Origin of the sequence: Mesorhizobium sp. Root157 (genome assembly GCF_001427385.1) — a bacterium.
Taxonomy (GTDB): domain Bacteria; phylum Pseudomonadota; class Alphaproteobacteria; order Rhizobiales; family Rhizobiaceae; genus Mesorhizobium.
The window spans coordinates 448580-474384 of record NZ_LMGJ01000001.1 but is presented as its reverse complement, the minus strand read 5'-3'; the positions used below and the strand labels follow the sequence as shown (position 1 = coordinate 474384).

Annotated in this window: 26 protein-coding genes and 1 riboswitch; of the genes, 14 read left to right on the top strand and 12 right to left on the bottom strand. The window is 62.1% G+C overall.

The window, feature by feature from the left end:
- Nucleotides 1-10: 10 nt before the first annotated feature.
- A riboswitch (cobalamin riboswitch) is annotated at nucleotides 11-211 on the top strand.
- Between the two features lie 260 nt (nucleotides 212-471).
- The 4 genes from ASD64_RS02360 to ASD64_RS02345 are packed head-to-tail and all read left to right on the top strand — an operon-like array spanning nucleotide 472 to nucleotide 4929.
- Nucleotides 472-2277, top strand: coding sequence for a TonB-dependent receptor domain-containing protein (locus ASD64_RS02360; protein ID WP_156459975.1), 1806 nt, complete (start codon nucleotides 472-474; stop codon nucleotides 2275-2277).
- A complete protein-coding gene (locus tag ASD64_RS02355) occupies nucleotides 2277-3143 on the top strand; it encodes an ABC transporter substrate-binding protein (protein WP_244480680.1) in 867 nt (288 codons plus the stop codon). Before ASD64_RS02360 ends, ASD64_RS02355 begins: the two co-directional genes overlap by 1 nt.
- A complete protein-coding gene (locus tag ASD64_RS02350) occupies nucleotides 3140-4141 on the top strand; it encodes a FecCD family ABC transporter permease (RefSeq protein WP_056099999.1) in 1002 nt (333 codons plus the stop codon). Before ASD64_RS02355 ends, ASD64_RS02350 begins: the two co-directional genes overlap by 4 nt.
- Nucleotides 4138-4929: an ABC transporter ATP-binding protein gene (locus ASD64_RS02345; RefSeq protein ID WP_056099994.1), complete on the top strand. Its 792-nt coding sequence runs from the start codon at nucleotides 4138-4140 to the stop codon at nucleotides 4927-4929. The genes ASD64_RS02350 and ASD64_RS02345 overlap by 4 nt, the downstream gene beginning before the upstream one ends.
- A gap of 134 nt (nucleotides 4930-5063) precedes the next feature.
- On the opposite strand, the gene ASD64_RS02340 is transcribed toward ASD64_RS02345, so the two are convergent.
- The 4 genes from ASD64_RS02340 to ASD64_RS02325 form a co-directional block, all read right to left on the bottom strand.
- Nucleotides 5064-5636, bottom strand: coding sequence for a GNAT family N-acetyltransferase (locus ASD64_RS02340; RefSeq protein WP_056099991.1), 573 nt, complete (start codon nucleotides 5634-5636; stop codon nucleotides 5064-5066).
- Nucleotides 5637-5742: 106 nt separating this feature from the next.
- Nucleotides 5743-6522: a Bax inhibitor-1/YccA family protein gene (locus ASD64_RS02335; RefSeq protein ID WP_056099989.1), complete on the bottom strand. Its 780-nt coding sequence runs from the start codon at nucleotides 6520-6522 to the stop codon at nucleotides 5743-5745.
- Between the two features lie 234 nt (nucleotides 6523-6756).
- Nucleotides 6757-9306 carry an ABC transporter permease gene (locus tag ASD64_RS02330; RefSeq protein WP_056099985.1) on the bottom strand — a complete coding sequence of 850 codons (2550 nt, stop codon included), beginning with the start codon at nucleotides 9304-9306 and terminating at the stop codon, nucleotides 6757-6759.
- Nucleotides 9306-10001: an ABC transporter ATP-binding protein gene (locus ASD64_RS02325; protein WP_056099983.1), complete on the bottom strand. Its 696-nt coding sequence runs from the start codon at nucleotides 9999-10001 to the stop codon at nucleotides 9306-9308. The genes ASD64_RS02330 and ASD64_RS02325 overlap by 1 nt, the downstream gene beginning before the upstream one ends.
- Before the next feature lie 64 nt (nucleotides 10002-10065).
- Here ASD64_RS02325 and ASD64_RS02320 point away from each other — a divergent pair, with 64 nt between their 5' ends.
- Nucleotides 10066-10710, top strand: coding sequence for an arylesterase (locus ASD64_RS02320; RefSeq protein ID WP_056099980.1), 645 nt, complete (start codon nucleotides 10066-10068; stop codon nucleotides 10708-10710).
- Nucleotides 10711-10836: 126 nt separating this feature from the next.
- On the top strand, nucleotides 10837-11433 hold the full coding sequence (gene thpR / locus ASD64_RS02315) for an RNA 2',3'-cyclic phosphodiesterase (RefSeq protein WP_056099977.1): 597 nt from the start codon (nucleotides 10837-10839) through the stop codon (nucleotides 11431-11433).
- Here the strand turns inward: thpR and ASD64_RS02310 are convergent.
- Nucleotides 11337-11855, bottom strand: a complete 519-nt coding sequence (locus ASD64_RS02310) for a low molecular weight protein-tyrosine-phosphatase (RefSeq protein WP_056099974.1) — start codon at nucleotides 11853-11855, stop codon at nucleotides 11337-11339. The genes thpR and ASD64_RS02310 overlap by 97 nt on opposite strands.
- Before the next feature lie 53 nt (nucleotides 11856-11908).
- On the opposite strand from ASD64_RS02310, the gene ASD64_RS02305 reads away from it, so the two are divergent.
- From ASD64_RS02305 to ASD64_RS02295, 3 genes are all read left to right on the top strand, one after another.
- On the top strand, nucleotides 11909-12205 hold the full coding sequence (locus ASD64_RS02305) for a 4a-hydroxytetrahydrobiopterin dehydratase (RefSeq protein WP_056100240.1): 297 nt from the start codon (nucleotides 11909-11911) through the stop codon (nucleotides 12203-12205).
- 89 nt (nucleotides 12206-12294) lie between these two features.
- Nucleotides 12295-12657 carry a YkvA family protein gene (locus ASD64_RS02300; protein ID WP_056099972.1) on the top strand — a complete coding sequence of 121 codons (363 nt, stop codon included), beginning with the start codon at nucleotides 12295-12297 and terminating at the stop codon, nucleotides 12655-12657.
- Between the two features lie 260 nt (nucleotides 12658-12917).
- Nucleotides 12918-13418 (top strand): invasion associated locus B family protein, encoded by a 501-nt coding sequence (locus ASD64_RS02295; RefSeq protein ID WP_056099969.1) that lies wholly within the window; start codon nucleotides 12918-12920, stop codon nucleotides 13416-13418.
- A 13-nt stretch (nucleotides 13419-13431) separates the two neighbouring features.
- On the opposite strand, the gene ASD64_RS02290 is transcribed toward ASD64_RS02295, so the two are convergent.
- Nucleotides 13432-13743 (bottom strand): DUF1294 domain-containing protein, encoded by a 312-nt coding sequence (locus ASD64_RS02290; RefSeq protein WP_056099966.1) that lies wholly within the window; start codon nucleotides 13741-13743, stop codon nucleotides 13432-13434.
- A 130-nt stretch (nucleotides 13744-13873) separates the two neighbouring features.
- Here ASD64_RS02290 and rlmN point away from each other — a divergent pair, with 130 nt between their 5' ends.
- Both rlmN and ASD64_RS02280 read left to right on the top strand, forming a co-directional pair.
- A complete protein-coding gene (rlmN, locus tag ASD64_RS02285; protein WP_056100237.1) occupies nucleotides 13874-15109 on the top strand; it encodes a 23S rRNA (adenine(2503)-C(2))-methyltransferase RlmN in 1236 nt (411 codons plus the stop codon).
- A complete protein-coding gene (locus ASD64_RS02280) occupies nucleotides 15109-15621 on the top strand; it encodes a hypothetical protein (RefSeq protein ID WP_056099963.1) in 513 nt (170 codons plus the stop codon). The genes rlmN and ASD64_RS02280 overlap by 1 nt, the downstream gene beginning before the upstream one ends.
- Here ASD64_RS02280 and ASD64_RS02275 read toward each other — a convergent pair.
- On the bottom strand, nucleotides 15593-16234 hold the full coding sequence (locus ASD64_RS02275) for a LysE family translocator (RefSeq protein ID WP_056099960.1): 642 nt from the start codon (nucleotides 16232-16234) through the stop codon (nucleotides 15593-15595). The genes ASD64_RS02280 and ASD64_RS02275 overlap by 29 nt on opposite strands.
- 116 nt (nucleotides 16235-16350) lie before the next feature.
- Nucleotides 16351-17616, bottom strand: a complete 1266-nt coding sequence (locus ASD64_RS02270) for a Glu/Leu/Phe/Val family dehydrogenase (RefSeq protein WP_056100234.1) — start codon at nucleotides 17614-17616, stop codon at nucleotides 16351-16353.
- Between the two features lie 257 nt (nucleotides 17617-17873).
- Between ASD64_RS02270 and ASD64_RS02265 the strand changes: the two genes are divergently transcribed.
- Nucleotides 17874-19097 (top strand): argininosuccinate synthase, encoded by a 1224-nt coding sequence (locus tag ASD64_RS02265; RefSeq protein ID WP_056099958.1) that lies wholly within the window; start codon nucleotides 17874-17876, stop codon nucleotides 19095-19097.
- Nucleotides 19098-19177: 80 nt separating this feature from the next.
- Here the strand turns inward: ASD64_RS02265 and ASD64_RS02260 are convergent, their stop codons facing one another.
- The 3 genes from ASD64_RS02260 to ASD64_RS02250 form a co-directional block, all read right to left on the bottom strand.
- Nucleotides 19178-20266 (bottom strand): ABC transporter ATP-binding protein, encoded by a 1089-nt coding sequence (locus ASD64_RS02260; RefSeq protein ID WP_056099954.1) that lies wholly within the window; start codon nucleotides 20264-20266, stop codon nucleotides 19178-19180.
- Nucleotides 20263-21846 carry an ABC transporter permease gene (locus tag ASD64_RS02255; protein WP_056099952.1) on the bottom strand — a complete coding sequence of 528 codons (1584 nt, stop codon included), beginning with the start codon at nucleotides 21844-21846 and terminating at the stop codon, nucleotides 20263-20265. The genes ASD64_RS02260 and ASD64_RS02255 overlap by 4 nt, the downstream gene beginning before the upstream one ends.
- 146 nt (nucleotides 21847-21992) lie before the next feature.
- Nucleotides 21993-22997 (bottom strand): iron ABC transporter substrate-binding protein, encoded by a 1005-nt coding sequence (locus tag ASD64_RS02250; protein WP_056099949.1) that lies wholly within the window; start codon nucleotides 22995-22997, stop codon nucleotides 21993-21995.
- A 237-nt stretch (nucleotides 22998-23234) separates the two neighbouring features.
- On the opposite strand from ASD64_RS02250, the gene ASD64_RS02245 reads away from it, so the two are divergent.
- Both ASD64_RS02245 and ASD64_RS02240 read left to right on the top strand, forming a co-directional pair.
- Nucleotides 23235-24017 (top strand): 3-hydroxybutyrate dehydrogenase, encoded by a 783-nt coding sequence (locus ASD64_RS02245; RefSeq protein WP_056099946.1) that lies wholly within the window; start codon nucleotides 23235-23237, stop codon nucleotides 24015-24017.
- A 23-nt stretch (nucleotides 24018-24040) separates the two neighbouring features.
- Nucleotides 24041-25174, top strand: a complete 1134-nt coding sequence (locus ASD64_RS02240; RefSeq protein WP_056100233.1) for a patatin-like phospholipase family protein — start codon at nucleotides 24041-24043, stop codon at nucleotides 25172-25174.
- Nucleotides 25175-25286: 112 nt separating this feature from the next.
- On the opposite strand, the gene ASD64_RS02235 is transcribed toward ASD64_RS02240, so the two are convergent.
- Nucleotides 25287-25673 (bottom strand): DUF2794 domain-containing protein, encoded by a 387-nt coding sequence (locus tag ASD64_RS02235; RefSeq protein WP_056099943.1) that lies wholly within the window; start codon nucleotides 25671-25673, stop codon nucleotides 25287-25289.
- Nucleotides 25674-25805 lie beyond the last annotated feature (132 nt).

Sequence of the window (25805 nt, the reverse complement as noted above, 5' to 3'; positions counted from 1 at the left end):
TCGATCATGGCTAGCTGGTGTCGGAACTGGTTCCGCCAAGGCGGATGAAAAGGGAACACGGTTGGCCGAGCCATCGGCACAAGCCGGACTGCCCCCGCAACTGTAACCGTTGAGCCTTCTTCCACGATGCCACTGGCTAGAGACAGCCGGGAAGGCGGAAGGAAGCGACGACACGGAAGTCAGGAGACCTGCCGGTTTCGGTCACCCATGCTTGCCCACGGGGTGTGGTCAGGCGCGGTCGTCCGTTGCGGTGACACGGAAGACGTGTTGCCGCGCGCCGGAACGGCCGCAGGGTGGATTGTGCGCATTCCAACCTGTCCCGACCAGTTCGCGGTTTGAAAAAACCAATGGGCGAAGCTTCGCCCGCGACTTTTGGGGTTGGAATTGAGAAAGACGATATTTGCTGCCGGTGCATGTGTGCTGGCACTGACGGGGGGTGCCAATGCACAGGGCCTGCCCGGTAACAATGGTATGACAACCCTTGACCGCATCGTGGTGACTACGCCGCTGCGGCGTGCATCGTCGCTGGAGCGCTCGACATCGTCGGTAACCGTCATCGGGGAAGAGGAAATCCGGCAATCGGCAGCAGTCGACCTGCCTTCGCTTTTGAAAACCTATGCTGGCGTTTCCGTGAGCATGTACGGCGGTATCGGTGCAACGTCGGGCGTTGCGCTCCGTGGCACCAAGGCCGAGCAGACACTGGTTCTCGTCAATGGCGTGCGCGTGAGCTCTGCCACCAGCGGTTCAGTCTCTCTGTTCAATATTCCTCTCGAATCGATCCAGCGGATAGAAGTTGCCAAGGGCGCTCATTCAGCCCAGTACGGAGCCGACGCCATCGGCGGTATCATCAACATCATAACCAGGAGCGGTGGTGTTTGCGCGAACGGCGACAATTCCTGCACCACGGTGACGACGGGTGTGATGCATCCCCGGGGAGGAACGGTGTCTGCGAGCCACGCCGGACAAACCGTCGATGGAGTGGAATATTCCTTTGGCGGCAGTTTGTTCGGCACGCAGGGTTATGACTTCACGACGCCTGACAACACCTCGAATGAGCCGGACGACGACGGCTTCAGGCAAGGTTCATTCAACTATTCGCTATCAAAGGAGTTCGACTGGGGCGGCGTTTACTCGAACGGCCTGATATCCCGGGCACGGACACAATACGACAACAAGCCGGGTCCTTTCGATCCCGTTGGGCTGAACGAAACTGAAACCGACACGCTGGTCGGCAAAATCGGCGTCAGGCTGGACCATTCGGAAAGCTGGAACTCGACGTTCGAGGCGAGTGCAAATTCGGACAATTCCACCAATTTCCGCGACGGGGTCACTGCCGAGGACAAATTCGATTCAACACGTTTTGGTATCTTGGCCTCGACGGAGAAATCCTTCGAGACGGAGACGGCGAACCACATCGTCAGTGTCGGAACCGAGGTATATCGCGAGCAGATTGATGGCACGGGAACCTATACCGTCAAACGGCGCGATCTTGCGGCCCTGTTCGGCCAGTATTCGCTGGAACTCGGAGATCTTAGCTTCGATTCCGGCCTTCGCTATGACTACAACGAGCAGTTTGGTGACGCGACGACCTATAATATCGGGGCAAGCTACGCCATCATGCCCGAACTAACCGCCCGCGCCTCTTACGGAACCGGTTTCCGGGCTCCGAACTTCAATGATCTTTATTTTCAGCAGTCGTTCGGTGTCGGCAACCCCGACTTGAGACCGGAATGGTCGCGCTCCTATGAGGTCGGCCTGAATTGGCAGCCGACCGACGCGACCAGCCTCGACATGGCTTTCTATCAGAACTGGATCAAGGATCAGATCAATTGGGATACTACTCTGTGGCCTATGCAGCCCTTCAACCTGGATCGCGTGAGGGTCACAGGATTCGAGGCGGTGCTTTCCCACAGGTTCAATGACCGTTGGGGTGGCAAGGCATCCATCGATGTGCGCAAGCCGATAGATGAGACAACCGGTAACTTCGTGCCCCGCCAGGATCGCTTCAAGGCTTCGGCCGAAGTGGATTTCCAAGCTACGGAGAAGCTCCATCTGAAGGCTGGCCTCTTTTACGTCGGCACCCGTTTCGCTGATGCAAATAATACAGACAAAATGTCTTCATATACGACGGTCGATGTGAGCGGCGCCTATCGTCTCGATGAGCAGTCGGAACTGAAGCTTTCGGTGGAAAACCTGTTCGAAGAAAAGTATGAGCGCATCAAAGGCTACAAGGCCATGGGCCGGACGATCACTTTGAGCTTTTCGCGAACCTTCTGATGAAACGCCGTCGACCGATGCGATGGGGGCCGGGCTTCGTTCCGCTAGTGGCGGCGGGCCTGCTTTTCACCGCTCCCGTTCATGCCGAACCCGTCCCCCATCGCGTCGTGTCGATGAATGTGTGCACCGACCAACTCGCCATGCTGATTGCCGGAGAGAGGCAGCTTCACTCGGTTTCGGCGTTGGCGCGCGATCCGAATTCGTCAGCGATGGCGAACGAGGCCGAGGCTTTCGCCGTCAACCATGCACTGGCGGAGGAAATCTTCCTGATGGAACCGGATCTCGTGCTGGCCGGGACGTTTTCGTCAAGGGCAACGGTGAACCTTCTGCGAGAACTCGGCGTCAAGGTGGAAGAGTTCGCGCCGGCGCGCTCATTCGACGATATTCGCAAGAACATCCTGCGTGTCGGCGAACTCCTGCAGCGGCAGGAACGTGCCGGCGAACTTGTTTCCGAACTGGACGCCGGCCTTGCCGTGCTAAAGGCTCGACAGCCTCCCGGCCGTTCGATCGCGCTGTACGACGCCAACAGCTACACGACCGGTACCGGCACGCTGGCCAACGAAATCTTCCGCGCCGCCGGTCTCGTCAATATTGCTGAAAAGCTGGGGATCTCAGGCAGTACCCGACTGCCGCTGGAATTGCTGATCACGGCGCAGCCTGATTTGATCGCCACCAGCTTTCGTTCCTATGGCGGCGCGCCGGCACTGGCGCAGGAGAATTTCGTGCATCCAGCGTTCCGGGCGCTCGAAGCGGAAAAGCAGAGCGTAGGTGTGCCGGTGCCCAACATGATCTGCGGTGCTCCCTTCACGCTCGAGGCCGCTTTCGTGCTGCAGCGCGCCGCCGCACGGGGGCAGGAGCGGCCGTGACCGTAAACCTCCGCTACAGGCTTCTGGTCGCCTTGCTTGCCGCCGCTACGCTGGTCCTGTTCCTGCTGTCGCTGACGGTCGGACCGGCAGGTATCGCTTTCGGCGACAGCATGGTGGCCCTTTTCTCCGGCAAGGCGGACGCCGTGACCTTGATCATGCGCGACATCAGGCTGCCGCGCGCCCTGCTTGGGTTGATGATCGGCGCGACGCTTGGCCTGTCGGGCGCCGTCCTGCAAGGCTATCTGCGCAACCCTCTGGCGGAGCCGGGGTTGCTGGGCATCAGCGCCACGGCTTCGCTCGGTGCCGTGCTTGCCATCTATACCGGTCTGTCGGCTGCGTTTGCCCTGGCGCTGCCCTTGGCGGCGCTGGCGGGTGCTGTGCTCGCGGTCGTGGTCGTGCAAGCCATGGCAGGTACGCGCGGCAATTCGCTGCTCATCATCCTGGCCGGCATTGCCGTAACCAGCTTTGCCGGCGCAATGACCTCCCTGGCGCTGAACTTGTCGCCCAACCCGTTTGCCGCGCTGGAGATCATGTTCTGGATGCTCGGCTCGCTGACCGACCGCTCCATGACCCATGTGTGGCTTGCCGGACCATTCATGGTCGTCGGCTGGGTGATGCTGGGTTCGCTCGGGCGCTCGCTCGATGCGCTCACCCTCGGTTCGGAAACCGCAGCCAGCATGGGCATCGACATGCGCCGCGTCCAGTTCCTCGCCGTGTTCGGTACTGCCGCCTGCGTGGGGGCCGGCACAGCGGTTTCGGGCGCCATCGGCTTTGTCGGTCTGGTGGTGCCGCACATACTGCGGCCCCTGGTCGGGTCGAGGCCGTCGCGTCTCTTGCTTGCCAGTGCGCTTGGCGGCGCCTGCGTGGTGCTTGCCGCCGACGTGCTGGTGCGCCTGATTGCGCCGGAACGCGACTTGAAGCTCGGTGTGCTGACCGCAATCGTCGGTGCGCCGTTCTTCCTGTGGCTGGTGTTTCGTGCCCGGCGGAGGCTGACATGACGCTTCTGTCCTCAACCGGCCTTTCCGTCAGCCTCGGCGGTAAACAAGTCCTGCACGACCTGACATTTTCCGTGGCTGCGGGAGAGTTCGTCGGCCTCATCGGCCCGAACGGCGCCGGCAAGTCGACCTTGCTGCGGTCCGTCCTCGGCCTGTTGCCGTTTGCCGGAACGATCCTGCTTGACGGAAAAAGTGCCACGGCAATCGGCGCCAGGCAGCGGGCCGGCAAGATCGCCTATCTGGCGCAGGAGCGCGAAATCGCCTGGGACGTGCCGGTGGAGGCGGTGGTGGCGCTCGGGCGCTCGCCGCACCTGCCGAGCTTTGCAGCGCTTACCGATGCCGACCGTGCCGTCATCGACGAAGCCATGCGGCGCATGGATGTCGAGGCGTTCAGCCACCGCATCGCGACGGAACTGTCCGGCGGCGAGAAAGCGCGCGTTCTGACGGCCCGCGCGCTTGCCCAGGACACGCCGCTGCTTTTGGCGGACGAGCCGACAGCCGGGCTCGATCCTTCGCACCAGATCGCTCTGATGCGGCTGTTCGGCAACCTGGCGCGCGATGGCAGGAGCGTGGTGGCCTCACTGCACGATCTCGGGCTTGCGGCGCGCTGGTGCTCGCGCCTCATCTTGATCGACCGCGGCAGGATCGTCGCCGATGGTCCTCCCGAAACCGTGCTGACGCAGGAGACGTTGCGCGCCGTCTATGGCGTCGAGGCATTTTTCGGCGATGCCGATGGCGCCCGCATCGTGCATCCGCTCGACCTTGCCGACCCTGGATCGGCTGGATCTTAGAGCGCGCCGCGATCTTTCAGATTAGCTGGCCGCACTTTAAGCATTTTCTTTCATGCGTGCTAAAAACCAAAATCTGGTTTTCGGATTCTCATCAAAGCGCCAGCGCCGTTTCCGCCTGTAGCGCAGGCAAGCTTTCACATTTCGTGACGGAATTTTTTCTCCGGTAGCGAGTCGGCATCCGGCGGCAACGTTGTGCCGCCATTCAATTCCAGTTGCATGAAAACCGTGTCCAGCCAGCGATCACGCTTGTAGCCGGAGCCTTGCAGCCGGCCGCAATGGCGAAAACCCAACTTCTCATGCAAACGGACGGACGGACTTTCGGCGCTGCCGTCGCCGATCACCGCCACAAGTTGCCGGAAGCCAAGCTGGCGCACGGCCTCAATCAGCGCTCGCAGCAATTCGAGGCCAACGCCGCGGCCTTTCGCGGACGGCATCACATAGACCGAATCCTCGACGATGAAGCGATAGGCCGGACGTGTCCTGAATGGTCCGGCATAGGCATAGCCGAGAATGGTACCCGCTGCATCCGCTGCAACAAGGTAAGGAAATCCGCCCGCGCGCAGGTTGTCATAGCGGGCCTGCATTTCAGCAAGCGTCGGCGGCTCGAGTTCGTAACTCGCCGTGCCGTTGAGAACGGCATCCGAATAGATCTCGGTGATCTGTCCAAGGTCCGCTACGGTCGCCGCTCGTATCATCGTCTTGCTCAATAAATAGGCAATGTTCGTTTATGCCTTTTATTACATCAAACGTCGGCGCAAATGGAAAGGGCGACCGTTGGGCCGCCCTTTGGCATTCAACTGGTCCAGCCGTTGACTAGCGGCGGTCGCCCATGAACTGCAGCAGGAACATGAACAGGTTGATAAAGTCGAGATAGAGGGTGAGCGCACCCATGATCGACTTGCGGCCGGCGACTACCGTGTCGTCGCCCTCGAAGTACATTTCCTTGATCTTCTGCGTGTCGTAGGCGGTGAGGCCGGCAAAGATCAGCACGCCGATCGCCGAGACGGCGAAAGACAGGGCAGACGATTGCAGGAAGATGTTGATCACCATCGCGATGATCAGGCCGAACACGCCCATGATCAGGAACGAGCCCATCGCGGTCAGGTCGCGCTTGGTCGTGTAGCCATAGAGCGACAGCGCGCCGAAGGCGGCCGCGGTGGCGAAGAAGGTCTGCGTTACGCTGGCTGTGGTGTAGACGAGGAAGATCGACGACAGCGACAGGCCGACAAGGCCGGCGTAGACCCAAAACGTGGTTTGGGCGGCGGCAACGCTCATCGACTGGACGCGGAACGACAGGAAGAACACGGCAGCAAGAGGGGCGAGAATGACCACCCATTTCAGCGGCGAAGCGAAGATCGCGTAGCCGAAGGAGGTGAGCATCTGGCCGCTCGGCAGCGTAGCGACGGCAGCCGATTGATCATTGGTTGTCGCCATCATGATGGTGACGACGGCGGCAAGACCGGTGATCAGTAGGCCCATGCCCATCAGATTGTAGACGCGGATCATGTAAGCGCGCAGGCCCTCGTCGATGGCCGCATCCGCGCGGCCATAGGGAACCGTGCGCGTCTGGTAGTTGCGAAGGGGTTCAGCCATGGGAATTCCTCTATTGCTTCTGCCCCGTCGGGTGTCGGGTTCTTTCCAACCCAGGCGCCGCTGGCGGGGCTCCAGCATGCCTACGGCAAAATATGAGGGTTCTTAGCCTTCAGAACAAGACCTGTAACCCCTGGCAATGCTTCGTGAAAGCACAAAAGCGCAGATTCCTGGCCGTATTTGCCGAAACATTACCGCGAATTAACCAAAATTTCCTGCGGTGAGGCCGAAGCAGGATCAGAGGTTGCGTAAGACGGGTGCTGCCTTGTGCCCCAGAACCCGCCAGGTGCCGGCAAGGCCGATGCCGACCGTAAGTACCAGCGCAAGGGCAATGGTGGTCAGCGCGACCTCGGCCGAGAACTGCGAGGGAAGCGTCATGATCTCGCTGACCACGAACCAGGCGGCAACGCCGCCGGCGGCCAGCGCGAACACCGCCGTGGCCAGGCCGATCAGCATATATTCCAGCGCAAAGGCGGCGATAAGCGTCCTTCGCGTCGCGCCGAGGGTCTTCAGCACCACGGCGTCGTGGATGCGGGCATTGTTGCCGGCCGCCAGCGCGCCGGCCAACACCAGCACGGACGACACCAGGGCAACGCCTGCGGCCGCCCGGATCGCCATGCCAAGTTCGCCGACCAGCCGGTTGACGACATCCAGCGCATCCTTGACCCGCACGGTGGTCACTGCCGGAAAGGCGCGGGTGACGGCGTTGAGTACGCGCGCATCGTCGGCCGTTGTCGCTTGCGGATCGGCCAGCGTCGCCAGCCAACTGTGCGGCGCGCCGGCAAAGGTGTTGGGGGAGAACACCATGACGAAATTGATGCCCATGGATTCCCACTGCACCTGACGGAAATTCGCGATTCGGGCGGTGATGTTGCGGCCAAGCACATTGACGGTCACCGTATCGCCGAGCTTGAGGCCAAGCTCTTGCGCTTCATGTGCGGAAAACGACACAAGCGCCTCGCCGGAATAGTCGGACGGCCACCAGTTTCCCTGCGTCAGGGTGGCGTTTGCCGGCTGGGTCGCCTCATAAGTCAGCCCACGATCGCCGCGCAATACCCAGGCCCCGGCAGCGGGGATGCTGGCCTTGGCCACATCGACGCCGTTAAGCTGCATGATACGGCCGCGCAACATCGGAACCTTGACCACAGTTCCGCCGGGCGCCTCGGTGCCGACCAATGCGGAAAAGGCATCGACATCGCTGGCCTGAATGTCGACGAAGAAGAAGTTCGGCGCCATCTGCGGCAGACTGCCGGTGATCTGGCGGCGCAGATTGCCGTCGATCAGCGCCAGGGTCACCAGAAGCGTCAGCCCAAGGCCGAGCGACAGCACTACCGAAGGCGTCAAGGCACCGGGGCGATGGATATTGCCGACAGCGAGTCGCAGCACCGTCGAGCGAATGCGGGGCGATTTCCTTGCCAGCCATTGCACCAGAAGGCCGACAAGGCGCAGGACGAGGAAGGAAACCACCGTTGCTCCCACAAAGATCGAGGCGATGCGGCGGTCGTCGGCGCTCAGTACGGCAAGTGCGGCCAGGGCAAGGGCAATCGTCAGCGCCCCTGCCACGTAGACCGCGCGCGGCATGCCCCGGCTCGCGAAGCCCATTTCGCGAAACAGCGCCGCCGCAGGAATATCGCGCGCCCTGCCCAGCGGCATAAGCGCGAAGGCCAGCGTGACCAAAAGGCCGAACAAGGCAGCCAGAGCGAGTGCGCCAGGATAGACACTCGCCTGTGCCGGCACCGGGATCACCGATTGCAGCGCCGCGCTGGCGGCGAATGGCATCAAAGCGCCGAGCACAAGCCCGGCGAGGACGCCCAGGCCCGCAATCACAAGAATCTGCACGAGGTAGACCGTGAAGACAAAACCGCCCGAAGCGCCGAGGCTCTTGAAAGTCGCGATTACCGCGCGTTTGCCGTCGAGATAGGCGCGCACGGCATTGGCGACGCCGACGCCACCGACCACCAGCGCGGTCAGGCCGACCAGCGTCAGAAATTGCGAGAAGCGCTCGATGTTGGAGGATAGCGCCGGCGCCGCGTTGGACCGCGTGCGGACCGACCAGCCGGCCTGCGGGAAGGCGGTGCGCGCCTGGTCTTCCAGCGTCGTGATGCCTGCCTCGCTGGTCGCGGCAGGTAGCTTCACCTTATAGGAATGTTCGACCAGGCTGCCCGGCCGGACCAGGCCTGAGGCAGTCAGTCCCTCCATGGAGGCCAGCAGGCGTGGCGCAAAGCCGAAGCCGTCGGAGACGGCGTCCGGCTCGGTAACCAGCACGGCGCGCAGTTCGAAGGCCGCCTCGCCAAGCCTGACCCTGCCGCCGAGCTTCAGCCCAAGCCGTTCGAACAACAGATCGGGCGCGGCGGCACCGAAGACCCCTGAGCGCTCGCCAAACAGTTTGTCCCTGGAAAGGGCCGGCTGCGTTTCCAGCGCACCGTAGAGCGGATAGGCCGCGTCGACGGCCTTTGCCTCGACCAGAGCCTGATCCGAACCATCTTCGAGGCGCGCCATGGAGCGCATGTTGGCGCTGTGGGAAACCGTCCCCATTCCTTCGAGATAGCTAAGTTCCTCCGCGCTCGCTTCGCGCTGGTTAAGCTGGAAGCGCAGGTCGCCGCCGAGCAGCGGCTGGCCTTGGCTGGCAACGCCGTCGGCGATGGATTGCGCCACCGAATTGACGCCGCCGATCGCAGCCACGCCCAGCGCGATGCAGGCGAGAAAGATGGCAAAGCCCGAAAGCCCGCCGCGCATTTCCCGCAACGAAAACCGGATGGCGAGGCTGAGCGTCCTGGCCAGCGGCATCAGGCGATCGCCTTGACCGGCGGCGGCTGTTCGATGCTCCCCGAGCGCATGGCCACCTGGCGCGAGCACCGCGCGGCCAAGGCCGGATCGTGCGTGACCAGAACCAGCGTCATGCCGCGTTCGGCAGCCTTGGCAAACAACAGGTCCGCAACCTGCTTGCCAGTCGCCTGATCGAGGTTGCCTGTAGGCTCGTCCGCAATCAGGATCGACGGCGACGGGGCCAGCGCACGCGCAATGGCCACGCGCTGCTGCTCGCCGCCAGACAGTTCGCCCGGATAATGAGTAACACGATCGCTCAAGCCCACGGCAGCCAGTTCCCGTTCCGCCACCGCGAACGGATCGGCGTGGCCTGCCAGTTCGAGCGGTACGGCGACATTCTCCAGCGCCGTCATGTTGGGGATCAGGTGAAAGGACTGGAACACGATGCCGATGTTACGGCCCCGAAACGATGCGATCTGATCCTCGCTCTTGCCATTGAGCAGTTCGCCGGCGATGCGGACGGTGCCCCGATCGACCCGTTCCAGCCCGGCCAGCACCATCAGCAAGGTCGACTTGCCGGAGCCTGACGGGCCGACGATGCCGGTCGCCTCACCCGGAGAGATCGAGAGACCGACACCCTTCAGCACATCGACCGAGGACGCACCTTCTCCCAGCGTCAGCGATACGTCTTTCAGTTCGATGACGGCTTCTGTCAAAGCGAATTTGTCCTATATGGGAAAAGGCGTCTTGAAATTGTCCTGGTCATATGGGGCCTGCCGCATGGCTTTCAAACACATCGTTGCCCTGCTTGTCACGCTCGCCGCGTTCACGTTTGCGCCAGCAGCTTCGGCCAAAGCTGAGCCGTTGCAGATCGTTGGTTTCGGCGACAGCCTGATGGCGGGCTACGGTCTTGGCCCCGGCGAAGGCTTCACCGACAGATTGCAGGCGACGCTGCGCGCCAAGGGGCATGACGTCGCCGTCGTCAATGCCGGCGTTTCCGGCGACACGACCAGCGGCGGTCTCGCCCGTCTCGACTGGTCCATACCCGATGGCACGCGCCTGGTGATTCTGGAACTCGGCGCCAACGACATGCTGCGCGGCGTCGATCCCGCTCTCATCGAGCAAAACCTCGACGCCATGCTTTCGCGCCTGAAAGCGCGCGGCATTCCGGTGGTGCTGGCCGGCATGGTCGCCGCGCCAAATCTCGGACATGCCTATGGCGAGCAGTTCGGAACCATCTACCCCGCACTTGCCGAAAAATATGGCGCCACGCTCTATCCGTTTTTCCTCGACGGCGTCGCCGGCAACGGCTCCATGCAGCTTGACGACGGTATGCACCCGAACGCGGCAGGCGTCGAACGCATGGTCGAAAGCTTCCTGCCGACAATCGAGAAAGCCATCGCAGCACTACCGCCGGCCAAGTAACCAAACGGCCACAGCTTCCACCGTGGAAACCACAAGGCGCAGTTCGGGAAACAAACCGCTTGCCCCACGCTCCTATCGGTGATTCGCTGGACATAGAGAGTTCGATTCGGGGACAGGAGGCTTTAAATGCCACGTCTTTTCACCGCCCTCGAAATTCCGCGTGACGCAGCCCTCTCCCTCTCGCTGCTCAGGGGAGGCCTGCCAGGCGCCCGCTGGGTCGACGTCGAAAACTACCACATCACCTTGCGGTTTATCGGCGATGTCGGTGGTCATGTCGCCGATGACATCGCCAATGAACTCGATCGGGTGCGGCGCCCATCCTTCACCTTGGCGCTGTCGGGCGTCGGCGCTTTCGGCCAGAAGAAGCCGCATGCGGTATGGGCCGGTGTCGCCGCCTCCCCCGACCTGTCGGCCCTGCAGGGCGAGATCGACCGCATCTGCCAGCGCATCGGCATCTCGGCCGATCCGCGCAAATTCATGCCGCACGTCACTCTCGCCAGGCTGCGCAACTCCAGCCCGATCGAGGTTGCAACCTATCTCTCGGCACGCGGCAACTTTGCGGCAACGCCGTTCCGCGTCGGCAGGTTCGTGCTGATGTCGTCGCGCGATTCGGTCGGCGGCGGCCCCTATGTCGTCGAAGAGGCCTGGCCGCTTTCGGGTAACGACATGCGTTCGGCCAGCCGGCTTGCCAGTCTGTCGGACGCTTCGCGTATCGTGCGGTAGACGGCTCCGAAGCCGTCGTCGCCACCATAATACGGGTCGGGAACGTCGCGCGGCCAGCCCTCGGCAAACTCAAGGAACAAGTGGATGCGATCCCGGCCGGTTGCCGGTGCCAATTGGCGCAGGTCCTCCACGTTGCTGCTATCCATGCCGAGGACAAGGTCGAACCGGGAAAAATCGTCGACCGTGACCTTGCGCGCTTTCTGCCTGGAAATGTCGATGTCATGACTGGCGGCGATCGCAATTGACCGGGGATCCGGCGCCGATCCCACATGCCATCCTCCAGTGCCTGCCGAATCGAGTTGGAAACGGTCGCTCAGGCCTTTTTCCGCGAGCACGGCTGCGAAGACGCCTTCGGCCAGGGGCGAACGGCAGATATTGCCGAGGCAAACGAACAGGATTGATTTTTGGGGCTTCGCGTCCATCGATCCCGCGCTATGTTTGTTTGCAGGCATTGCCGATAGCACGGATGGACCGCATGGGACGAGAAAAACTCGACAGGGACGCAATCAATGAGGCGCTGGCTGGGCTGCAAGGCTGGTCGCTCGCCGCGGACGGCAGGTCGATCAACCGCGTTTTCACCTTGCGCAATTTTTCCGAAGCCTTCGCCTTCATGACGCGCGTGGCGCTGGCGGCCGAGAAGATGGATCATCACCCCGACTGGTCGAACGTCTACAAGACTGTGGACATCACCTTGAACACCCACGACGCTGGCGGCATCACCGCACTCGACATGGAATTGGCGAAGAAGATCAATCGCATCTTCGGCGGCTGAACCGGTTGCATCTTGCAGTGGGGGCCTACCTTCACCACATTGCGCTTGCGGGCGCCCAACGCTGCCCGTTCGTAAGGAGATCGCGAGCAATGGCAAAGGAAAACCGCGTCAATTTCTCTGGTCTTTCCGGCAAGGCCGGTGACGAAAGCGAGGTGCGTTCAAAATTCTGGCACAAGGCAAAGCAGGCCGCGCGCCAGATCCCCTTCATGGAAGATGTCGTTGCCGCCTACTATTGTGCGCTGGACAGGAATACGCCGCTGCGCGCCAAGGCTATCCTGCTGGCGGCGCTCGGCTACTTCATCCTGCCTGCCGACACCATCCCCGACGTCATCCTCGGCCTGGGCTTCACCGACGACATTGCCGTGTTGACGGCGGCGATTACAGCGGTGCGCGCCCATATCAAGCCTGCACATCGCCTGGCGGCCCGCCAGGCGATTTCAGACAACGGCTGACGGTTGAGGGCCATCCTCTACCGACCAGTCAAACTCTCGCCTTTTTCCTGCCTTCCAAGTCGCGCCAGGGACATGGTGCCGGAGCCAAGGGACGAAACGTCCCCGAAGGCGAAGGTGCTGAAATGGCGGCGGTTTCCTATGGCAGAAGTGCTTTCTTGCAAAACTTCATCCTTTGGTAACCCAGATTAAATCAAAATAAAGCGAACGGGCAGGACGAGACGCCGGCCTGCCCCCGCACCATTTGGAATACGGGAAACACAATGCGCGGATTGATTGCTACAATTTCAGGCTTGGTGCTGCTCGCCGCAACGCCAGCGCTCGCCCAGCAGGCAACCAAGATCGGCCAGCACAATGCCTGGGGCACCTACAGTTACCAGGCGCAGAACGGCAAGGTCTGCTACGTGCTGACGGTGCCGACCGACAAGCAGCCGCCGACGCTCGACCATGGCGACATGTTCTTCTTCGTCAGCCAGAGGCCCGGCCAGCAGGTCTCCTACGAACCGCAATTCATTGCCGGCTACAATTTCCAGGAAAACTCCAAGGTTACCGTCTCGGTGGGCGACAAATCCTTCACGATGTTCACGCGCGGCAAATCCGCCTGGGTCGAGAATGCCGCCGAGGAGCCAGTCCTGATCGCCGCAATGAAAGGCGGCTCGGATATGAAGGTGGAGGCCAAATCCGGCCGCGGCAATGCCACCAACTACGTCTTTTCGCTGAAAGGCATCTCGGCGGCTCTGAGTTCCATCGCCAACTGCAAGTGACGCCGCTTCGACGTCAGCTTGCCAACCGACGGATGAGACCGGCCACAAGATCCGGTGCAAGCAGCCAGCTTGCACCGATGGTGATCTGCAGGAAGACAATCAGGTAAAGCAGGGTCCTGAACGGTTCCTTGCGCGTCTTGTGCCGAAATATCTGCTGGGCCGAGACCGCGCCCAGGCTGCCGCCCAGCAGGGCCAGCCACAACAAGGTCCGTTCGCTGATGCGCCAGGACCCCGCCTCAGCCAGCCGCTTGTCCCACCAGAATGCCAGGAACGCGGCGAGGTTGAGTGCAAGCAAGCCGAGCAATATGTGGGCAATGGAATCCATAGGCAAAGCCTACGCGATCAGAGGCTAACAGGTAGCAAACATGCCGCGCCGCACGTCGTGGCGTGACGGAGCCGCCACCGCGTGCTATCGGCGCTGATCTTTTTCTTTTCGTTCCTATATAGTGCCGATCATGACCTTATCGATCGATCTCACCTCTGACGCGACCCGCGCCGCTCTGGCCGCACGCGCCGCCATGTCCGAAAAGCCTTCTCTGATCGGCCTGACGCGGGCCGAGCTTGCCGAAGCGCTGGTCGGTGCCGGGATAGTCCCGGCCCGTCAGGCGAATATGCGCGCCAGCCAACTTTGGCACTGGCTCTATGTGCGCGGGGTTTCCGATTTTTCGCATATGTTCAACATCTCCAAGGATCTGCGCTCGGAGTTGGACAAGCACTTCACCGTAGCCAGACCGGAGATCGTCGAAGAGCAGATTTCCACCGACGGCACCCGCAAATGGCTGTTCCGGTTTCCGCCGCGCGGCGCCGGTCGCCCGGTAGAGATCGAGACCGTCTACATTCCCGAGGAAGGGCGCGGCACGCTGTGCATCTCCAGCCAGGTCGGCTGCACGCTGACCTGCACCTTCTGTCACACCGGCACGCAGAAACTGGTGCGCAACCTGACGGCGGAAGAAATCCTCGCGCAACTTTTGACCGCCCGCGACAAGCTCGGCGACTTTCCCGACCACGACACGTCGGCTGGCGCCATCGTGCCGGCCGAGGGGCGGAAAATCTCCAACATCGTCATGATGGGCATGGGCGAGCCGCTCTACAATTTCGAAGCGGTGAAGAAGGCGTTGCTGATCGCCTCCGATGGCGACGGGCTGGCGCTGTCCAAGCGCCGCATCACGCTGTCCACGTCCGGTGTCGTGCCGGAAATCTATCGGACCGGCGAAGAGATCGGCGTCATGTTGGCGATCTCGCTGCATGCGACCAACGACGATCTGCGCGATCTTCTGGTGCCGATCAACAAGAAGTACCCGCTGAAGGAACTGATCGCGGCTTGCCGTGCCTATCCGGGTCTGTCGAATGCCCGCCGCATCACCTTCGAATATGTGATGCTGCGGGAGGTCAACGACTCGATCGACGACGCCAAGGCGCTGATCAAGCTGCTGAAGGGCATTCCGGCCAAGATCAACCTCATTCCGTTCAATCCCTGGCCGGGCACGAACTACCAGTGTTCGGAATGGGAAACGATCGAGAAGTTTGCCGATTACATCAACAATGCCGGCTATGCCTCGCCGATCCGCACGCCCCGGGGGCGTGACATCCTCGCCGCCTGCGGTCAGTTGAAATCGGAGTCGGAGCGCATGCGCAAGGTGGATCGCCTTGCGCTGGAAGCCATGATGATCGCAGGCCACGGCGAGGCGTGATGGGGCGGATGTTCGCCTATCTGATCCGCTTTGCCGTCATCCTCATCGGCTATGCGGCGGCGGCGCTGGCCGCCAGCGCCTTCATCCATCTGCTTTTTCTTGGCGCTGCCGGCTTCCAGCCCGACGAAAGCACTGCCTATGTCGTGGGACCGTTGCTGTTTTCGATCCCGTTCACGGCGCTTTTCGTCGGCTACTTCGCCTTCGTGCCGGCTGGCGTCGCCATTGTGGTCAGTGAAATTCTCGGCCTGCGCAACTGGCTCTTCTATGCACTGGCCGGGGCAGCGATAGGAGTGGCGGTGGTTGCTCTATTCTGGCAATCGCCGATGCCGGGCGGCGGGTTCGAGACGGAGATAGACTCGACTTTTATGACGCCACGCTTCATCGCATCGATGATCGGCAGCGGCATCGTTGGTGGAATTGCCTATTGGCTGGTTTCAGGCCGCTGGGCGGGAAACTGGCGCTCCGAACCGCAACCACAGTTGCCTACTTCGCCTGGGCCGTCAGGATCTTGAGCGCGAAGGCGGAAAAAACGCCGGCCAGCATGTAATCGACCACCCGCGTGATTTTGGGACTGGATTTCATCGCAGCCGAGAATTTTTCCGCCGCAAACACCATCGGTGCCGTCACCGGGATCGACAGCACCACGAACAGGGCACCGAGGAAGAATAGCTTGCCGGGTGCGTGCGTGTCGTGCGCCGACACGAATTGCGGCAGGAAGGTCATGAAGAAAAGGATGATCTTGGGATTGAGCAGGTTGACGCCTAGGCCTGCTGCCCAGCTTCGAAACAGCGAGACATTAGGCCCGCCGTTCTGCTCCGGCGAAAATGCCGACCCCTTGGCGATCGCCTGCCAGGCCAGGAATACGAGATAGCCGGCGCCGAAGATCTTCAGGACAAAAAAAGCTGTTGGCGATGCGACGATCAGCGCCGATATGCCGACAACGACGAGCGTCGTGTGAACCAGCGTTCCGCACAGCGCACCCGCCATCGAAGCAAAACCGGCCAGCCGCCCCTGGTTGAGCGTGCGGCTGACGAACAGCGTCATGTCCGGCCCCGGCGTTATCGCCAGAATGATCGTGGCGATGGAAAACTGGACCAGCACGGAAAGGTCGGGAACGAAGGCCATCGGTCGATCCGCTTATGTATCTCTTGAAACGGATGCCGCTAAGCAAACGCCTTTGGTGGCTTGGGACGCAATCCACGGCACAGCCTTCGATCACGCCCCAATATACTAGGAAGCTTTTAACTGTCGAAGTAGCTCTGCGTGCCATGCGCCTCGATCGCTTCGGCAAGGCGGCTGAGCGCATGTACATAAGCCGCGGTGCGCACGGTTATGCCGCGCGCAGCAGCCAGTTCCCAGATCGCACGCCCCTCGCGTTCCATGATGACACGCAGCTTGTCGTGTATTTCCTGCAGTTGCCAATAATAGCCCTGCTTGTTTTGCACCCACTCGAAGTAGGAAACCGTCACGCCGCCGGCATTGGCGAGGATGTCGGGCAAAACCACCACATTGCGCTTGGCCAGGATATCGTCGGCATCGTGGGTGACCGGGCCATTCGCCAGTTCCAGCACGACCCGCGCCTTGATCGTCTCGGCATTGTCGATGCGGATCATGTTTTCGAGGGCTGCCGGCACCAGCACGTCGCATTCGGCGCCAACAAGCTCCTCGGCGCTAAGCGCTTCGTGACCGTCCTTGCCGATCGTGTGGATGACGGACTTGTCGGCCTGCTTGGCGGCAAGAAGGGCATTGAGTGAAAGTCCGTTCGCCGCCTGCACCGCGCCGCCGGAATCGGAAACGGCAACGATGCTGTGGCCGTCTGCCGCGAACAGGGAGGCAATGTGCTGGCCGGCATTGCCGAAGCCCTGGATGGCGATGCGCAGCTTGCCCTTGAGGCCGAGTTCCGTGGCCAGGTGGCGGACTAGGTAATAGCCGCCGCGCGCCGTTGCGTCACCGCGCCCGACCGAACCGCCGAGCGCCAGCGGCTTGCCGGTGATGACGGCGGGGGAAGCCTGGCCGACGATCTGGCTGTATTCATCGGCCATCCAGCCCATGATCATGGCATTGGTGTAGACGTCGGGCGCTGGAATGTCGCGATCCGGCCCGAGGATGCGGGCGAAAGCCTGGATGTAGGAGCGCGACAGGCGCTCCAGTTCGGTCTTGGACAATTTGCGCGGATCGACCTGCACCGCCCCCTTGCCGCCGCCGTAGGGCAGGTTCATGACGGCGCATTTGAACGTCATCCAGAACGCCAGCATCTCGACCTCGTCGGCCGTGGCGTCGGGATGGAACCGAATGCCGCCCTTGGTCGGGCCGCGCGTGTCGTCATAGCGGCATCGCCAGGCCAGGAACGATTTTCGCGAACCGTCGTCCATGCGGATCATCAAGCGCGCCTTGGTCGTTTCTCGCGGGTATTTCAGCTTCTCGATAACATCGGCGTCGACGTTGATGTGCCGGGCGGCTTCGTCGAGACGAACAAGGGCGCTATCAAGGAGGCTGTCTTCGGACATCATGAGTTCCTGTCTGGCTTGATGATACTTTCGCGGGCGGATGATCGGGCTTCCATTGCATAAAATGTCGGCCATGCCCATTGAAACTTTGTTGCGTCTGCCATGCGATTTTCGTCGCATAACGTCAATCTCTCCGGCCAAAAAGGTGCATGGCGCGGTCAGTTGGCCGCAGTGCTTGTCCGGCAGCGCTTTCCTGCTTATGAGTGCGCACGCAATTTCGTGCGACCGTTTTAATCGAACACACACCGGAAACACCCATGTCCAAGCTGAAAGACGTCAAGAAGGTCGTGCTTGCCTATTCGGGCGGGCTCGACACCTCGATCATCCTGAAATGGCTGCAAACCGAACTGGGAGCGGAGGTGGTCACCTTCACCGCCGACCTCGGCCAGGGTGGCGAGTTGGAACCGGCGCGCAAGAAGGCCGAGATGCTAGGCATCAAGGATATCCGCGTCATGGACGTGCGCGAGGAGTTCGTTTCGGACTTCGTCTTCCCGATGTTTCGCGCCAACGCGCAGTACGAAGGTCTTTACCTGCTCGGAACCTCGATCGCGCGGCCGCTGATCTCCAAGCATCTTGTCGATATCGCCCGGGAGACCGGCGCGGACGCGATTGCGCATGGAGCAACCGGCAAGGGCAACGACCAGGTCCGCTTCGAATTGTCGGCTTATGCGCTCGATCCGGACATCAAGGTCATCGCGCCATGGCGCGACTGGTCGTTCAAGTCGCGGACCGATCTGCTCGAATTCGCCGAGAAACACCAGATCCCGGTCCCGAAGGACAAGAAAGGCGACGCGCCCTTCTCGGTCGACGCCAACCTGCTGCACTCGTCTTCCGAAGGCAAGGTGCTGGAGGATCCGTGGATCGAGCCGCCTGAATTCGTCCACCAGCGCAGCGTTTCGCCGATGGATGCGCCGGACAAGGTGACGGAAATCGAGATCGAGTTCCTCAAGGGCGATCCCATCGCGCTTGATGGCAAGAAACTGTCGCCGGCCTCGATGCTGGCGGCGCTCAACGACCTCGGCCGCGACAACGGCATCGGACGGCTCGACCTGGTCGAGAACCGCTTCGTCGGCATGAAATCGCGCGGCGTCTACGAGACCCCCGGCGGCACCATCCTGCTCGCCGCCCATCGCGGCATCGAATCGATCACGCTCGACCGGGGTGCGGCTCATCTCAAGGACGAGTTGATGCCGCGCTATGCCGAGTTGATCTACAACGGCTTCTGGTACTCGCCGGAACGCGTCATGCTGCAGGCCCTGATCGACAAGAGCCAGGAAGACGTCGAAGGCACGGTGCGGCTGAACCTCTATAAGGGCAACGCGATCGTGACCGGCCGCAAGTCGGCAAAGTCGCTCTACCGCAACGACCTCGTCACCTTCGAGGACGACCGCGGCGCCTACGACCAGAAGGATGCCGAGGGCTTCATCCGCCTCAACGCCTTGCGGTTGCGCACACTGGCCGCCCGCAGCCGCCACGGATAAGCGCTTGTTGACGATGATTTGGAAGCGGCGCGGGCCAGCCTCGCGCCGCTTCCATTCAGCCTGGTAAAGTCTGGCTGATGTCAGGCCAAGAGGTGCGCCGTTCCCGTAACGGTGACCCGCATCACGTCCCCCGGCATCGGCGCGCCCATGCCAGGCTGGCGCACGATCAGCGGCGAGTTGCCGATGGCCGCAGCATCCGGCGGATCGGGGCTGTTCAACAGCCGCACCGAGACCGAGCAGGTCGAGCCGGCGAATTCGGCTTCCGTCACCTCGCCGAAAAGGTTGCCGGAGGTGACGGTTCCAGCCAGTTCGTCGCGCGACGAGCGTTCCAGCCGGATCTGCTCGGGCCTCAGCATGATGCGGGCGATATCGCGGCGTTCGTTGCTGTCGATCGCGATACGGCCGAGCGAGCAATGCGCGAAACCATCCGCGATCCGCGCTGGCAGGATGATGGCATCCCCCATGAATTCGGCCACCATGCGGTCCTTCGGACGCAAATAGAGATCACGGGGCGTCCCCACCTGCGAGAATTTGCCTTCGCGCATGACCGCGACCTGACTGGCGAAGGACAGGGCTTCCGCCTGGTCGTGCGTCACCAGGATCGTGGCGATGCCTGCTGCCTCCAGCAATTCCGCGACAGCCTTTCGCATGGAGGCGCGCAGGCCTGTGTCGAGCGCCGAGAATGGCTCGTCGAGAAGCATCAATCGAGGCTTCTTGGCCATCGCCCGGGCCAGCGCCACCCGCTGTTGCTGGCCGCCCGACAATTCATGCGGCCGCCGCCTGAGGATCGCCTTGTCGAGGCCGACGATATAGGCAAGCTCGGCAATCCGCTCGGCGCGCTTTTCCGCGTTGCGGCCCATGCCGAAGCCGATGTTCTCGGCGATGGTGAGATGGGGAAACAGCGCCCCGTCCTGCGCCACCAGGCCGATGCCGCGCCTGTATGCCGGCACGGCTTCGCCGCCGTTGGCCAGGACTTGCCCGTCCAGGGCAATATGGCCTGCGTCGGGTGGCTCGAAGCCGGCAATGAGGCGCAGCAACGTCGTCTTTCCGCATCCGGATGGGCCGACGATGGCGGTTCTCCCGCCGGCGGGAACGTCGAGATCGATCCCATCCAGAGCCTTGACCGGACCGTAACTCTTGCGCACGCCGTGCAGTTCGAGAAAGCTCATTGTCCCGCCATCTTCTTCGACTGCACGTAGAGCAGCCACGTCAGCGGCAGCGATGCCGCCACCATGATCAGCGCATACGGCGCTGCGGCGGCGTAGTCGATCTCGCCGCTGTAGGACCAGAACGCCAGCGCCAGTGTCATGGTGCCATTTGGCGCGAGCATCTGGGTTGCGGTCAGTTCGTTCAGTATGCCGAGCGACACCAGCGCCATGCCCGCCGCCGCACCCGGTGCCGACAGACGGATGGTGGTCGACCACAAGGCGTTCGCCGGGCTACGGCCAAGGTTGCTGGCCGCCCGCTCCAGTTCCACCGGTGCCTGCGCGATTGACGCGCGCAGGCTGATGATGGCGCGCGGCAGGAACATCAGCGCATAGGCGATCAGGATGGTGACGAGCGTCTGGTAAAGCGGCAACATGAACCGCACCGTAAGGGTGACCAGGGCGAGCGCGATGACCACGCCCGGCAGGGAGCCTACCATGTAGTTGCAGGCTTCCAGCACGCGCTGCAGGCGGCCCGGCCTGCGGATCGAAAGCCAGGCCATCGGGATTGCCGCGACAGTGGCAAGCAGGGCGCCGGCCAAGGCGAGGAAGGCCGTCTGGCCAAGGGCAGCAGAAATCTCATCCAGCCGCCAGACCTCCAGGCCGCCGGCCACAAGCCAGCGCCCGATGGTGACGAAGGGCACGCCAAGCGCCAGCAAGGCCGTCAGCCCCGGCACCAGCAGGCATGGCAAGGTGGCCCGGCCAAGCCGCGTGCGCGGTGCCTGGCGTGCAGCGCCGGACCCGACACGGGCGTAGCGCTCCTCGCCGCGCACCAGGATTTCCAGCGCCAACAGCACAAAACAGCAGGCGATGAGCACGCCAGCCAGCATGTTGGCTGCCGGTCCGTTGAAGGTCGACTGGAACTGATCGACGATGGCAGTGGTGAACGTGTCGAAGCGGATAAAGACATAAAGCCCATATTCAGCCAAGAGATGCAGGCCGACCAGCAGCGAGCCGCCGCAGATGGCGAGCCGCAGCTGGGGCAGCACGACTCGGAAGAACACGCTCCACGGCCCAAGGCCCAGCGATGCGGCCGAATCCTCAAGCGCCGGATCGAGGCGTCGCAGGGCCGCCGAAACCGGCAGATAAAGGAACGGGAAATAGGCGATCACGGAAATGAAGACACCGGCGCCGAGCCCATGCACGCCCGGGACCATGGTCACCCAGGCATAGCTGTGAACAAAGGCCGGGACAGCCAGCGGCGCCACTGACAGCCAAGCCCACAACCGGGCACCGGGCAGGTCGCTGCGTTCCGTCAGCCAGGCCAGCGCCACCGACAGGGCGACAGACAATGGCACCGTCAACGTCACGAGAAACAATGTGTTGATCAACAGTTCGCCGACACGTGGCCGAAAGACCAGTTCAGCGACCGTCGTCCAGCCGGTTTGAATGGCGACCGTGATGATGAAGCCGAGCGGGATCAGCGCGAACAGGGAAACCAAGATGGCGGCGAGCGCGATCCACGACAGCCGGATTCGCCGCATCCTTCGGCCGGCGAGCGAGGCCGGTACGGCTGGACGCACGAAATCGGACGACGACAGCATCAGCTGCGTGACCGTTTATTCTGGTGCTGGGCCGATGAACGCAGGGTCCGGCTCGTTTTCATGGCGAATGCCGTGCTTCAAAACACAAGGCTCCTGCGGAGCAATCCGCAGGAGCGCGATTTCAGTCCTTTTAGGACGACTGGCGGCTAAAGCAAGCCGGCCGCTGTCATCAGGTCGGTCACCTTCTTTGAATTCAAAGTTACCGGGTCGACCTTTGGCGCCTGCAGATCGGCAAGCGGAACCAGCTTCGAATTCGCAGCTTCCCCCTTGCTGACGGCATATTCGAACGATGTGCCGTCGCGCAGCACTGCCTGACCGCCCTTGCCGGCGATCCACTTCAGGAACGCCTGGGCTTCCTCGGGATGCTTGCTCGAGGCCAGCACGCCACCGCCGGAGACCGATACGAAAGCGCCCGGGTCTTCGTTCTTGAAATAGTGCAACTCGACGTTCTTGCTGTTCTCGCCAGTCTTGGCCTGATCGCCGAACCAATAATAGTGATAGATCACGCCGCCTTCGATCTCGCCGGTGTTGACCGCCTTCATCACGGTGCCGTTGCCTTTGAAAGGCTTGAAGTTCTCCTTCATCGCCTTCAGCCAGGCAGCGGTAGCTTCCTCGCCCTTCATCTGCAGCAACGCGCTGACGATAGCCTGGAAATCGGCGCCGGACGGCGATGCGCCCCAACGGCCCTTCCAACTCGCGTCGGCGAGGTCGAGCAGCGACTTCGGCAGCTGATCGGCGGTGAGCTTGGTCTTGTCGTAGGCAAACACCGTGCTGCGCGCGGCAATGCCGACCCACTTGCCGCTGGACGGCTGGTATTCCGCCGGCACCAGGGCCAGCGTTTCGGGATCGACAGGCGCGAACAGGCCGGCTTGCTCGACCAGCGTCATCGCCGGAGAGTTTTCGGTCAGAAACACGTCGGCCGGCGAAGCCGCGCCTTCGGCAACGATCTGGTTGGAAAACTCGCTGTCGCCACCATTGCGCAGCGTCACCTTGATGCCGGTTTCCTTGGTGAAGGCTTCCGCCCACTCTTCGGCAAGGCTCTTGTGCTGGGCGTTGTAGACGACGATCTCTTTTTCCTGCGCCGAAGCAGGGGCGGCGGCAAACGCCGCCAAAGCTACGAGACCGGCAAGGGCCGAAAGGGTGGACTTCATGAGTGACTCCTAAAGCGGGGGCGTTGTTCAGGTGCGGGAATGGATTAGTCATACATGAATTTGCCAGTCAAGATTTATTCGCTTTGCGCGAACGACTGACCATGGCGTCACGGCCTTGTGATCGCCTGAAGCGGGGTTCCCTGCACAAGTTCCCGTGACTGAAACGGGTATAGCGCTGGTTTTGCGGCGCACCTTACATATACTGCACTGCAGCATCATTGAAAAAGGACATCGATCATGGCCGCCAGAAAAACCGCTATCGTTACCGGCTCCACCTCAGGCATCGGACTGGCCATTGCCGAGGCTCTCGCGGCCGATGGCTGCAACGTCGTCGTCAACTCCTTCTCCGATACCGCGCAGGATCATGGCACCGCCGAGACGATCGCGACCAAACACAAGGTCGAGGTCATCTATATCAAGGCCGACATGTCGAAGCCTGACGAGTGCCGCGCTTTGATCGCGAAAGCGGCCGAGCGCTTCGGTTCGGTGGACATTCTCGTCAACAATGCCGGTATCCAGCACGTCGCCCCGGTCGAGGATTTCCCTATCGACAAATGGGACGCCATCATCGCCATCAACCTGTCGTCGGCCTTCCATACCATCGCCGCGGCGATCCCCCTGATGAAGGCAAATGGCGGCGGGCGCATCGTCAACATCGCCTCGGCCCACGGTTTGGTCGCTTCGCCATTCAAGTCGGCCTATGTCGCGGCCAAGCATGGCATCATGGGGCTCACCAAGACGGTGGCGCTGGAAGTGGCGCGCGACAGCATCACCTGCAATGCGATCTGCCCCGGCTATGTGCTGACCCCACTTGTGGAGGCGCAGTTTCCCGACCAGATGAAGACGCACAAGATGGACCGCGAGACGGTGATCCGCGATGTGATGCTGGCCAGGCAGCCGACCAAGGAATTCGTGACCGTCGAACAGATCGCCGCCACAGCCGTCTTCCTGTGTTCTCCCGCCGCCGCCCAGATCAACGGCACGCACATCTCCGTCGATGGTGGGTGGACGGCGGAATAGGGCAGCGCGAGAGGAGCGCCGCCATGGCCATCGCCGGCAAGGCCGAGGAGCGCAGGAAGATCAACATCGCGCTCCAGGGCGGCGGCTCGCACGGCGCTTTTTCGTGGGGCGTTCTCGACCGCATTCTCGAGGATGGGCGGCTTGACATCGTCGCCGTATCGGGCACCAGCGCCGGTGCCATGAACGCGGTAGCGCTTGCCGACGGCCTCGAGCGTGGCGGGGTCGAGGGAGCCAGGCAAAAGCTATCCGACTTCTGGCGCGCAGTGGCCCGCAAGGGTCGCTTCAGCCCCGTGCAGCGCACACCTTGGGACGTCTTGTGGGGCAACTGGTCGGTCGAGAATACGCCGGGCTTTGTCTGGTTCGAGGCGATGTCGCGGATTTTCTCGCCCTACGTTGCCAATCCGCTCGACCTCAACCCGTTGCGCGACGTTGTCGAGCAGCAGATCGATTTCGGCAACGTACACAATTGCAAGGCCTTGCGGTTGTTCATCTCGGCCACGAATGTCGAGACTGGCCAGTTGCGCATTTTCGCCGATGGCGAGATCAGCCTTGAGCCCGTGATGGCCTCCGCCTGCCTGCCACAACTGTTCCGCGCCGTGGAGATCGACGGCGTGCCCTATTGGGACGGCGGCTACGGCGGCAATCCGGCGCTTTTCCCCTTCTTCCACACAACCGGGACCGAAGACGTGCTTCTGGTGCAGATCAACCCGGTGGTGCGTGAAGGCACCCCGACCAGCGCCTATGAGATCCAGAACCGCATCGACGAGATCACCTTCAACGCCGGTCTGCTGCGCGAGTTTCGCGCTATTGCCTTCGTCAAGGAACTGATCGCCGCCGGACGCCTGCCGCATGGCGAATACCGCGACATCCGCATGCATCGCATTGACGCCGACGAGGCGTTCAAGGATCTCTCGGCCTCTTCCAAGATCAATGCCGAATGGGCCTTCCTGGAATATTTGCGCGACCTTGGGCGCAGTGCCGCCAGCGACTGGCTGGACGAGAATTTCGACGCGATCGGCAAGCACGCGACACTCGACCTGTCGAGCCAACTGGACCACGGCCTGAAGCCGGCGCCTGGGCCAGCGCTCGGCAAACGGGTCCGCGAATTCCTGGCGACGCGCAAGACGCCGCCGACTGTTGCGTCCCGCCGCAAATGACTTCGAAGACCAATGCGTATCGCCCGAAAGTGGGAACCGGTGTCGGGACTACGACGTGCATAGAAACATCTACTTAGAGCGCGCTGGCGAATCTGAAAGATCGCGACGCGCTCTAAGCTTTTACAAGTCTCAGCTTGTTATCGAAGACGCCGAGCACGTTTGCCAGCTCATGGCCACGTTTGAGAATGCGCCCACCTGCCGCCACCACTGCGAAAGCACCTTGCCGCCGCGCCAATTTGGGGTCCTTGACGATCTGGAACAGCGGCACCTCGCTGGCGCGCCGAAACACCGAAAACACCGCGCGATCGGGCAGATGGTCGATGGCATAGTCGCGCCATTCATTGGCAGCTACCATGCGTCCGTATAGGCGCAGGATCAGATCGAGTTCACGCCGGTCGAATCCTACCGGCATATCGAGGCGCTCGCGGCGCGCCTCGTGGAGCGGGATCAATATTGCGGATGCGTCTGAGTCCCCCGCGCCTCCGCCGCCTTCGGTCATGCCTCAATCCTTCGAACAGGCTTAACGCTGATTGCGCCGATACAGCAGGTTCGCGCTTTCACCACACAATTGCAAGGGTGAGGGCGAGGATGGCCTCCCGGCGCTTTATGATGTTGCTCCTGTCACGTTTAT